12 protein-coding genes are annotated in these 11,524 nt (G+C 32.6%); 3 read left to right on the forward strand and 9 right to left on the reverse strand.

Features of this window, described 5'->3' with window-relative positions:
- Positions 1-4 precede the first annotated feature (4 nt).
- The gene (gene ubiE / locus IPJ23_08100; protein ID MBK7630649.1) at positions 5-688 is read left to right on the forward strand and encodes a bifunctional demethylmenaquinone methyltransferase/2-methoxy-6-polyprenyl-1,4-benzoquinol methylase UbiE; all 684 of its coding nucleotides are present in this window, start codon (positions 5-7) and stop codon (positions 686-688) included.
- Here ubiE and IPJ23_08105 read toward each other — a convergent pair whose 3' ends face one another.
- From IPJ23_08105 to IPJ23_08140, 8 genes are all read right to left on the reverse strand, one after another.
- Positions 689-1,462, reverse strand: coding sequence for a hypothetical protein (locus IPJ23_08105; GenBank protein MBK7630650.1), 774 nt, complete (start codon positions 1,460-1,462; stop codon positions 689-691).
- Positions 1,463-2,041 carry an RdgB/HAM1 family non-canonical purine NTP pyrophosphatase gene (gene rdgB, locus IPJ23_08110; protein MBK7630651.1) on the reverse strand — a complete coding sequence of 193 codons (579 nt, stop codon included), beginning with the start codon at positions 2,039-2,041 and terminating at the stop codon, positions 1,463-1,465.
- Positions 2,041-3,378 (reverse strand): amidohydrolase family protein, encoded by a 1,338-nt coding sequence (locus IPJ23_08115; protein ID MBK7630652.1) that lies wholly within the window; start codon positions 3,376-3,378, stop codon positions 2,041-2,043. Before IPJ23_08115 ends, rdgB begins: the two co-directional genes overlap by 1 nt.
- Complete coding sequence (locus tag IPJ23_08120) at positions 3,378-3,737, reverse strand: carboxymuconolactone decarboxylase family protein (GenBank protein ID MBK7630653.1); 360 nt, start codon at positions 3,735-3,737, stop codon at positions 3,378-3,380. Before IPJ23_08120 ends, IPJ23_08115 begins: the two co-directional genes overlap by 1 nt.
- 181 nt (positions 3,738-3,918) lie before the next feature.
- Complete coding sequence (locus IPJ23_08125; GenBank protein MBK7630654.1) at positions 3,919-4,563, reverse strand: rhomboid family intramembrane serine protease; 645 nt, start codon at positions 4,561-4,563, stop codon at positions 3,919-3,921.
- Between the two features lie 190 nt (positions 4,564-4,753).
- The gene (locus tag IPJ23_08130; GenBank protein MBK7630655.1) at positions 4,754-5,800 is read right to left on the reverse strand and encodes a DUF2911 domain-containing protein; all 1,047 of its coding nucleotides are present in this window, start codon (positions 5,798-5,800) and stop codon (positions 4,754-4,756) included.
- 111 nt (positions 5,801-5,911) lie between these two features.
- Complete coding sequence (locus IPJ23_08135) at positions 5,912-6,901, reverse strand: DUF1028 domain-containing protein (GenBank protein ID MBK7630656.1); 990 nt, start codon at positions 6,899-6,901, stop codon at positions 5,912-5,914.
- An 18-nt stretch (positions 6,902-6,919) separates the two neighbouring features.
- Positions 6,920-8,794: a CocE/NonD family hydrolase gene (locus IPJ23_08140; protein MBK7630657.1), complete on the reverse strand. Its 1,875-nt coding sequence runs from the start codon at positions 8,792-8,794 to the stop codon at positions 6,920-6,922.
- A 246-nt stretch (positions 8,795-9,040) separates the two neighbouring features.
- Between IPJ23_08140 and IPJ23_08145 the strand changes: the two genes are divergently transcribed.
- Positions 9,041-9,787: a sulfite exporter TauE/SafE family protein gene (locus tag IPJ23_08145; GenBank protein ID MBK7630658.1), complete on the forward strand. Its 747-nt coding sequence runs from the start codon at positions 9,041-9,043 to the stop codon at positions 9,785-9,787.
- A 30-nt stretch (positions 9,788-9,817) separates the two neighbouring features.
- Here the strand turns inward: IPJ23_08145 and IPJ23_08150 are convergent, their stop codons facing one another.
- Positions 9,818-10,546: a hypothetical protein gene (locus tag IPJ23_08150; protein MBK7630659.1), complete on the reverse strand. Its 729-nt coding sequence runs from the start codon at positions 10,544-10,546 to the stop codon at positions 9,818-9,820.
- 121 nt (positions 10,547-10,667) lie between these two features.
- On the opposite strand from IPJ23_08150, the gene IPJ23_08155 reads away from it, so the two are divergent.
- Positions 10,668-11,495 carry an aldo/keto reductase gene (locus IPJ23_08155; protein ID MBK7630660.1) on the forward strand — a complete coding sequence of 276 codons (828 nt, stop codon included), beginning with the start codon at positions 10,668-10,670 and terminating at the stop codon, positions 11,493-11,495.
- The last annotated feature ends 29 nt before the right edge of the window (positions 11,496-11,524 follow it).

The raw sequence follows: 11,524 nt of genomic DNA on the forward strand, positions 1-11,524 counted from the left end.
AGATATGAATGAGAAGAAAACACAAGTAAAAAAAATGTTTGACAACATTGCTGGTAAATATGATTTTCTTAATCATTTTTTAAGCTTTGGTTTGGATTTTTACTGGAGAAAAAAAGCTTTAAAACTTACAGGTTTAGATTCAAATTCAGTTTTGTTAGATGTTGCTTGTGGTACTGGTGATGTTGCAATTCAAGCGAAGAAAATGGGTGTTCAATATATTTACGGTGCAGATTTTTCTTATAATATGCTGAGCTTGTTTGATAAAAAATCTGAATGGATTGATGGAAAGCTTGTACAAATGGTTGCTGAAAAAATTCCATTTAAAGATGAATCCGTTACAAACATTACTGTAGCATTCGGGGTTAGAAATTTTTATGATATTCAGGAAGGATTTAATTCTTTCTACAGAATATTAAAACCAAATGGCAAAGCCACTGTAGTAGAGTTCAGAATGCCATCAAACAAAATTGTAAAAAGCATTTACAGATTTTATTTTAAAATTATTTTACCTTGTTTAGGTGGAATTATTTCCGGTGATAAAGCAGCTTATACTTACCTTCCGGATTCTGTTGAAGAATTTGATAAAAAAATAAACTTGATTTCCCTTCTCAAAAATTCAGGGTTTAGGGAAATCAAGAAATATAATTTTACTTTTAAAACTGTACAGGTTGTAATCGCAACAAAGTAATTATGGAATGTTATACTGATTTAAATCCATCTTCACATTTGTTTCGGGCGGAAAAATATTTTCATTTAAAAGAAAATTAAACACTTCAGCATCGCCATCCCATTTTACAAAACCTAAATCTTTAACCACCCAGCCATAAGCAACGTAAACAGATTCAGGACCTGTAGAACTTGTTCTTACTACAAATGAATATTTAATTTTAAATGTATTAAACTGTGCAGGCAAATTGTTTACGGTTGTGTTTATTGTCTCCTGCGATTCAACAATCGCATCGATATCAATAACATTAATCCCAACAATTAAAACGCTTAATGTTAAAGTATAAACAGGAAATGTTTGATTTATCGTTAATGGATAAAACAATATTCTTGATTCTTTATCAACACTTAAATATTGTCTTAAGGTATCGGGAATAAACCCTGTAAATCCTGTTGTATCCGTATAAGAAAAAACGCCAGTGTTACTTTTACGAACAAATAAAGTAGAAAAGTTTGTTAGTGTATCAAACGGAAGAAATGTTTGAAAAGAATCTCTTTGGATGTAATAAGTTGTACCTTCAAGAATTGTACTATCATTAAAATTTGTAATGCGATTTCCATTAACTGTAAACCCGGTACTATCTTTAATTTCAAGATCATAAACTAATGAAGCACCATTTTGTATTTTATAGTACTGATCATTTATACTTACAATCCCAGGCTCGGTTGTAGATTCTTTGCAAGCTGTTAATAATAATATTATTGCAAATAATAGAAATAATAAATTCTTTTTCATTTATTCCAAAAACTTTTTTAATTGTTTAAATGCGTTCAAACGGTGACTAATTTTATTTTTCTCCACGTGAGAAAGTTCTGCCATTGTATTATCGTATCCGGTTGGAATAAATAAAGGGTCATAACCAAATCCATTCTTACCTCTTGGATTTTTTATAATGTTTCCTCTTATTTCTCCAACTGCTGACTTAGATTCTTTTCCATCGTAATAAACTGCAGCACAAACAAATCTTCCAGCATGCGGCTCTGGATATGCAAATAGTTTTGCAATAAGTTTTTGATTATTTTTCTCATCGTCCGCATCTTCACCCGCGTATCTTGCAGAATAAATTCCTGGCTCACCGTTTAATTGAAAAGTCTCTAAACCGGAATCATCACCAATACTTGGAATACCATATTTTTCAAAGGCAGCTTTTACTTTTAGTTCAGCATTATCTAAAAACGTTGCTCCTGTTTCTTCAACATTAGGGTATTCTTTAAAGTTCAGAAAGGATAAAATTTCTACATCAATATCTTTTAATATTTCTTTTACGTCTCTAAGCTTGCCTTTATTTGTAGTGGCGAGAAGAATTTGCTTCATTATTTATTCGCTCTCTTTAGTAGTTTTTTTAATTCTTCTTTAGATTTTTGACTTAATTCTGTCTTATCATATACAAGAGATTTTTTATTCAACACTTTCCATTCACCTTCAACCATCACTGAATGAACTGAATCGTTGGAAGATGAATAAACTAGATCAGAATAAATTACTTCATTACTTTCAGACATTGAATGTGTGTTTGAATTTAAATCCAGTAAAACTAAATCGGCTTTCTTTCCAACTTCAAGGCTTCCTATTTCATTTTGAAGATGTAATGCTCTTGCCCCTTCGATAGTTGCAAGTTTAAAAACAGTTTTTGCATCCATAACAGTTGAACCGTGAATCGGCTTCTGAATCAATGCTGCCAATCTCATTTCATTAAAAATGCCAAGATTGTTATTGCATGGTGCTCCGTCTGCACCGAGTGAAACTGAGATTCCTTTTTTTAGATACTTTGGAATATTTGCAATTCCTGAACCAAGCTTTAAGTTTGAAGAAGGGCAATGAGACACTCTAACATTATTTTTTTTCAGCAGCTCAGTTTCTTTATCATTAACATGGATGCAGTGAGCAATTACCGAGTGATCATCAATTACTCCAATTGAATTAAAGTACTCAATATTTTCTTTTTTGTGTCTTCGTTTAACTTCAGCAATTTCATTTTTATTCTCAGATGAGTGGGTGTGATATAAACTTCCCTCAAAATCTTTTTTCATGTCAAAGGAATCTTTAAGAAGTTTTTCTGTGCACGACAAAACAAATCTAGGTGCAAATCCGTATTTTACTTTTCCGTTTGAAGTGTTATGATATGTTTTTGCTAATTGATAAATCTCTTCAAGTTCGGATTTTGTTGATGATTTAAATTGTGGAAATAAATCGTTCTCATCAATCAAACATTTGCCCGCAATTGCCCGCATACCCGAGTTTTGCAACTCATCAAAGATCACTTCTTGATGACGCAGAGTTCCCATATCAAGCAAAGTTGTAGTTCCACCCAATAACAACTCATTAATTCCTAATCTGGTTGAAGCTAAAAGCGAATTCTTATTATGCGCATTTTCAAAAGGAAATATTTTTAATTGCAGCCAATCTAATAATTCAAGATCATCTGCTAATCCACGAAATAAAGTTTGACAAAGATGAATGTGTGTCTGCACAAATCCGGGAATCAAAGTTAAATTCTCAAATCGATGGACTAATTTTATATTTTTTTTGAAAAGCTGCTCATTATTTTTTGCAATACGAACAATTCTTCCATTTTTAATTTCTACAAAATGATTTTTTAGAATTCTATCTTTACCATCTAAAGTAACAATATTTTTAGGTACAATAATCATTATTCAGCTTTCCCTTTTTCATCAAAAATATTGTCCATTATTTCAAAAGCATATCTTAAATGCGGGATAACAATTGAGCCGCCCACAATCAATGCAACATTAAATGTTTCCATCAGCTCTTCGCGAGTTGCGCCTTCTTGTATTGCGCGATCGATATGATAAAAAATACAATCGTTACAACGTAAAACCATTGATGAAGAAAGTCCTAATAACTCTTTTGTCTTTGCGCTGAGCGCTCCATCAATGTATGCTTTATTATCGAGTGCAAAGAATTTATTAAAATCTCTAAAACCAGAATTTAATATTTTATCGTTCATCTCTGTACGATAGGCACGAGTTTCAGTTGTAGTTTTTTTCATTTTATTTCCTATTAAGATCTTTTTTTGATATTAAATAGCCACAAGCTTTAGGGGTTTTTGTTTGCTTTACCAATTTTCATTGCGAATACCACTTTAGTGGGTGAAGCAATCTTTGATATTGTGATAATTCCAATATTCAGGTTGCTTCGTTCGAAGACTTAATCACAATGATTTTTTGCCTTTAAAAATCATTTTTATCAGCATCATAAGATACTTCTAACTTATTTGCAGGAATTCCAGATTCTTCCTCTTCCCAATCATACTTCTTAGGAGGATCAACTTTTCTAAAAATAAATGATGCTATTATTCCAACAATTGCACCGGATAGATGTGATTCCCATGAAACACCTTTCTCAACTGGAAGAACACCCCAGATCAATCCACCGTACAAAAAAATAACAACAAGAGCTAAAGCAATAGAGCGATTATCTTTTCTAAAAATACCGCTGAAAAATAAGAACGAAACAAATCCATAAATAATTCCACTTGCACCTATGTGATATACTTCGCGTGCAAAAATCCAAACTAATATTCCTGTCCCCAAATAAATAATAGTAAAAACTTTGTAAGCTACTTTGGGATAGAAATAAAATATTCCGAGTCCCATAAAAATTAATGGTGCCGAATTAGAAATCAGATGTGAAAAACCGCCGTGAATCAATGGTGAAGTGAATATTCCTACAAGGCCACTAATATTTCTTGGAAGTATTCCGAGTTTGTATGCAGGAATATCTAATAAATAAGTAACCAAATAAATAACCCATAACAATAAGGGAAATGTTAAAGGAATTATAAGTTTGCGAAATAATTCTTTTGTGTTTTGCAAGTAATAATTTTAGTAGTTCAATGATGCGTAAAAATAAAATTAAAAATTGTATTAAGAAAATCATTTGATTAACGAAAAAGAGAGGTTGTCGCAGAACGTCATTCTGAACTTGTTTCGGGATCTTCTTTTTAAACCATAATGATTTAAATAAGTTGAAACAAGTTCAGCTTGACAGACTATCTTTTATTGGCTATTTGATATTCGAGATTATCCCTTTAATTCTATCTTTTTGATTATCAGGAGCCATACTGAGTGCTTTTTCATATAACTTTTTAGCTTTTTCTTTGTCACCCATATTTAATAAACCTTCAGCAAAACTATCCCATGAATTCCATGAATCAGGATGATCGACGGTATTTTTTTCAAATACTTTAAGTGCATCTTCTGTTTTCCCAATGCCCAATAGCTGATATCCAAGTGCATTTATTTGTGCTTCGTCTATACCGGGTAACGCAAAAGCTTCTTTCTTTATTTTTTCAGCTTCTTGCGATTTTCCCAAACTCTCAAGGATTAGAGATTTAGTCATCAAGTTTGTAAGATTTTTATTAATGCCAATTGATTTATCAACTCGCTGTAAACCTTTCTCCAAATCAAAGTTGTTCGTAAGATTATATGTTGCAATCTGATTCCATCCCTGCCAGAAAAATCCGGGAAGGCTTGTAAGCTCCTTTTCCATGTTTGCGATAACAGTTTTATTAATATCAATTTCAATACTAATTGGGATCAAAAGTTTTTCCCATTTTAGATTTAAAGTAGTTGAGTTTGCACTAAGCTGATCAAAAGAATAAGAAAGCCATTCCTGAAAATCATTGTGAACTGGATTAACTGTAAACCTTACAACATCATTTGCCTGGTTGTAAAAGAAGCTGCCCCAAGCTGCATTATCTTTATTAAATATTATTGTCCAGGAATTTTTTGTTGGGATTATGTGCAGTCCATAAATTCCGGCAGGTATTTTATTATTTTCAACCGTAACCTCTGTTGAAAATGAAATCGTAGTGTTTTCATTTGCACCAGCACGCCATACTTGATCAAAAGGAACAAGTCCGCCCCAAACTTCTCTACCATTAACTGCAGGACGATGATAATTTACGGTAATATCAGTAAGCCCGACTCGTTGAGATACAATTGCTTGCTGACTTGCCTGTGGAAGAGTTAAATTTTGTTGTGCAGATATTGGAACAAGAAATGAAAAAAGCGCAATAAATATTACAACAAGTTTGTGAAATTTGTACATAATGTGCCTCTAATAATGGATTAATGATTGTACAAAATAAGCAGTACTTCGTTCTAAAATAGATTTTATTGACAAACGGCAAATATTGATGATAATATAACTAATCAGTATTTACTGCTCTAATATTTTGCTCAAAATCGCTTTTTCAACTGTTAGTAATCCAACAGGTACTAATCTTTTAGTAAGTTCCATCCAGTTTGCATCAAGGGCAAATATTTCTTTAAACATTGGAAGTGATTTTTCAACTTCACCTGTGTTAGCTAAACTAACTGCAGTCCAATATTTCATTTCAAGATTTTCCGGAAACATTTTCATAGCAGCATTATATTCATCCATCGCAAGATTCATATCATTCTTTTCTACAGCAAGATCACCTGCATTCATATGATCATAAGCGCGATGAACATTTAATAGTCTTTTAAGTTCACTAATTGGGTTTGGATTATCTTCAACTCGTAAATCAATTAATCTGTCCTCCCAAAGATTTCCAGTTGCTTTTCCTTTGACAACAAGCAAGCAGGCTGATTGTTTACCACGAATATCTCCACCTTCATTTTGGGCAGCCTCTAACGCAGAAATTAATCTTTCGGCAAGTGGTCCTTTTGAATTTTCAAATGCTTTTGACATTGCACCCCAAACTGTACTGTTCAGCATCATATTTGCTTGTACAGAATAATTATCTCCAGCTATATTTCCTGCTTCTGAAATACATTTTGAGCCAGTGTAACCTGCTGAATTTCCCTTTGAATCAACAATTGCAAGCTGTCTCACATCTCTTCCCTCATCAGTTGAGATTAAAAGATCAACAACTTCTTGCGCTGTCATTCCTTTTTTAAGAAGTTCCAATCCACGTTGACCAAATGATGGATTTACAAACGATTGAGTAGCAACAACACCAACTCCAGCTTCACCCCACGCAACGATTGATCCAACCGAAAACCAATGTGATTGAACAGCAACACCCATTTCACCGGTTTCAGCATCACGTGCAACAATTGAAAAAGTATGAGCCAACGGTTCATCACCAAAAACTGATTGAGGAAAGAGTGAAGTTGAAATTAGCAGAACTATTAAAACAATAAGATTGCGTAACTGATTCATTTTTTATAACTCCTTTTATTATTTCAAAATTAAAAACTTAACTGAAGAAGGATAATCTTTTGAATGATAAATTTTAATATTTGCTTTTACAAATTTGTCCGCATCCGCATGGTAAATATCACAAAAGGTATTCGGGTTTACATCAAAGAATGGAAAATATGATGAAGAAACCTGAATCATAATTTTATGTGCGACTTTAAATGTATGAAAAGCATCATTCAAATTTATCTTAACTTCAGTAACTTTATTTGGTTTAAATGGTTCTGGATTTTCGTAACTACTTCTGAACTTCCCTCTAAATATTTCGGTTCTAACTAGTCTTTCATATCCGCCCATTTCAACTTTATTAGGATTTGGATCAGGATCAATTTCGCCATCAGGATAAACATCAATTACTTTAACAACTAAATCTGCATCAGTGCCAGTGGTTGATACAAATAAGTCAGCTATAATTGGTCCTGCAATTGTAATATCACTATTTAGTACTTCAGATTCGAATGTTAATACATCAGGACGGGTTGAAACATATCTTTGATCCTCAATTAAATGAACGCGATTATAAAAGTTTTTTGAATCCTGGAATGTTGCCGTGTACGGCACTGGATTAAATGGGTCACTTAGATATTGTGAAAATGAGTCGTCACTCATTGGTGTCTGTAGATTTAATTTTTCATTTGGTTGAAAATAATAATTCATTTGGTTAGAATTTGATGGCGGCCAGGTAAGATAATTGCTCCACTTATTTTTTCCAGTATCAAAAACGTAGGCATCATTTAATTTTAAGTCACCTTCGCTCTTTAAATAATATTTAAAGAAAGGAAGTAAAATTTCGTTTCTATAATAATCAGCTGTGTTACCACCAAAATAAAAATCACCAAGAGAATCACCTTTGGCAAATATCCATGAGCCGTGTGTCCAAGGACCCATAATAATTCTTGTGTTATTCGGTTTATCGTTTTGCTCAATTGCTTTGTAAATATGTAAAGGTCCGTACATATCTTCAGCATCATAAAATCCGCCAACTAAAAGCAAAGCTGGTTTAATATTTTTTAAATACTGTAAGTTGCTTCTAGATTTCCAGTAATAATCATAATTACCGTGTTTTGACAATGTATCCCAAAACGGAATTTCATTTTTTAAAATCTCTTCATTCAATTTTTTTATAGGTGTATGGTCTAAGAAAAAATTATATGCATCCGGGGAATCATACACTGGTGCAGGAGGATAACTTTCAACTGGTTCAGGTCTTGGTTTTCCAAATTGTTTAAAAAAGTTAAATGACATCAGCACAGAAAAAGCGCCATTGTGGTGCATATCATCACCAACAAACCAATCTGAAATTGGTGCTTGAGGAGAGGCACAAACTAAATTTGGATGTGCATCAATTGTTCCCATAATTGTATAAAAACCCGGATATGAATTGCCCCACATTCCAACTTTTTTATTATTGTTATCAATATTATTAATCAACCATTCAATAGTATCATATGTATCGCTGCTCTCATCTACATCCTTTTTACTTTTTTTATTTGGATTGAAAGCACGCATATTATCAAATTCACCTTCGGACATATATCTGCCTCGCACATCCTGCAGAACAAAAATAAAGCCCTCTTGAGCAAATTCTTTAGATGCACCTAAAAAACCTGCATACTTATCCTCACCATAAGGGGAACAGGAATATGGTGTACGAGTTAAGACTATTGGATATTCTCTTGATTTGTCTTTAGGAGAATAGACCGCAGTAAAAAGTTTAATGCCATCACGCATTTCAATCATATATTCTTTTTTATCGTAATTATCTTTTACATAAGCTTGTTGGGATTGAGTGCAGTGTGTTATTAATAATGAGAATATTATAACAGGTAGAAATGTAATTTTTTTGATAATCATAAGACACCTTAAATATTTTCTGGATTGTCATTCCCACGAACCTGCTTGCGGTAGGCAGGGGTGGAAATCTACTACATTTAATGAGTTTTGGATTCCCGTTTACCCGGGAATGACAAGAAAAACAGGACTATTAGTTTGTCTCCTAATTTTAAGTCTTGTTATCTTAAGAAATTAATACTTCAAATTCTTTTCATAAATAAAATAGTTTATTTTTGTTATAGTTAAAAAGAAATTTACAGGAATGGTTTGCCGGATTTAGTTGGAATACTAATTTTATTTGCAGTAGGTGCGGTTGCTGCATTTATTAACGTAAATGCAGGTGGTGGTTCTTCACTTACTTTGCCAGCTTTAATTTTTTTAGGTTTAGACCCCACCGTTGCAAATGGAACAAATCGAGTTGCAATTCTTTTTCAGAATATATCAGCAGTTCAATCTTTCAAGCAGGAAAGATTTTATGAATTTAAGAATAGTTTAATCCTTTCTGCTCTAACTTTGCCAGGTGCTATTGCGGGAGCAATTATAGCCGTGAAAATTGGGAATGAGCTATTTGAAAAAATTCTTGGTGTGGTAATGATATTGATTATCATCACAATGCTGCTACCCAAAAAGAAAACAGATAAAACAAATATAGATTTTAAAATAGATTGGAAAATTGTTCTTTCAATGTTAATAGTTGGATTTTATGGAGCATTTATTCAGGTTGGCGTTGGTTTTTTGTTGATGGCTTCTTTTCAATACTTGATGAAACTTGATTTAATTCGTGTTAACATGCACAAGGTTTTTGTTGTTTTTGTTTTTACAATTCCTGCGCTACTAGTTTTTATAATTACAGACAATATTAATTGGTACTATGGTTTAACATTAGCCGCAGGAAATGTATTTGGCGGATGGTGGGGCGCAAAACTTTCAGTCAAGAAAGGTGAAAAACTTATTAAGTTTGTTTTGATTATTGCAATTTTAATTATGGCACTAAAACTCTTAAATATTTTTTAAAATATCTTATTCCGAATTTCCACTATATGATCAGAACATTATATCTGATCCGCCTATACCAATCATCAACCCTATAGTAATTCTTTGAGTTGTAACAATATCTGTAGTTAGTTTTTGCGGTGTCCAATTCAACCAAAGGGTAAAATGTTCGTTATTCAGTTGAATTATTGGTGAAAATCCATTCGGCAGTCCAACGTTTAGCTGAGTTGAAAGAATTGTTGATTCTGAAAATTGATAACTTATAAAAGGAAAAACATTTGCCATACCTACCACATAATTGTCCTGTCCATCAATTACCTCATCTTTTGTAGCCGATTTCCTGAAATCATAATATTCGCCTTGCTCTACGCCTATCCCAATGATTCCTCCAGCTCCTAGCTTAAGATTATTAATTTTAAAATTTAAAAATGCACTCACATCACCACCCAATCCATAGAATGATTTATTGCCATCATAAAGTTCACCTACTCCAACAACATTGTAAGTTCCACCTTGCCCAAAACCTTCCAAATTAAAATTGTAATGATCACCGGTTTTTGCCACAACATAACTCAGTTTAATTAAATTAAATTTTTCCTGATCATATTCACCTTTCCCAATTGTAGCATTTGCATTAATATAATTGGAATAGTTATGTGCAGAGTTTTTTACTTGAATTGCAGTGGCTGGGGCACTACTTTGATAAGCAACCGGGTAGTATGATCTTAAACATCCATTGAAAATAATTGCTAAGGTTGAAAAAACTAAAAATTTTTTCATATTATTACCCAAGAAATATAAATTGTTGTACAATAATAGACTTATATTATTTTAATAAACAAGTTATTTCATCACCCTAATATTTATACTTTCCACACAGGCTAAAAAAAATAGAGGAAATATGACAACAGATATCAATTACAAAATGAAAATGAATAACGGAGTTGAGATTCCGCAATTTGGATTAGGTGTTTATCTCACAAAATCAGGAACCGAATGTGTTGGTGCAGTATCTTGGGCTTTAGAATCAGGTTACAGACACATTGATACTGCAAGAATTTATGGTAATGAAAAGGAAGTCGGCGAAGCTGTAAGAAATTCAGATATAAAAAGAGAAGAATTATTTATTACAACAAAATTATGGAATGATGATCACGGATATGATACTGCATTGAAAGCTTTTGATAAAAGTTTGAAAACATTAAACACCGGTTACATTGATTTGTATTTAATTCACTGGCCTGTTAAAGGAAAAAGGAAAGATAGCTGGAAAGCATTGGAAAAAATTTACGAATCAGGGTATTGCAAATCTATTGGTGTTAGTAATTATATGATCAATCATCTTGAAGAATTGTTTTCTTATGCAAACACCATCCCGGTTATTAACCAGGTTGAATTCAGTCCATACAATTATCAAAAAGATTTGCTTGATGTTTGCAATAAAAATAAAATTATTCTTGAAGCTTATTCTCCTCTTACAAGAATGAAAAAATTGGATGACCCAAAAGTTTTACCAATTGCTAAAAAGCATAGCAAAACTGTTGCCCAGGTTTTAATTAGATGGGCAATTGAGCACGAATTGGTTGTAATACCAAAATCCGCACGTAAAGAGCGCATAATTGAAAATGCAAATGTGTTTGATTTTGAATTAGATGCAGCTGATATGAAAATATTAGATAACTTAGATGAGGGCTTCAGAGTTTCGTGGGATCCGACAACAACGGATTGAATTTGAGTACGTTTGAGGAAAGCCATTGA

Source organism: Ignavibacteriales bacterium (assembly GCA_016709765.1).
GTDB lineage: Bacteria > Bacteroidota > Ignavibacteria > Ignavibacteriales > Ignavibacteriaceae > IGN3.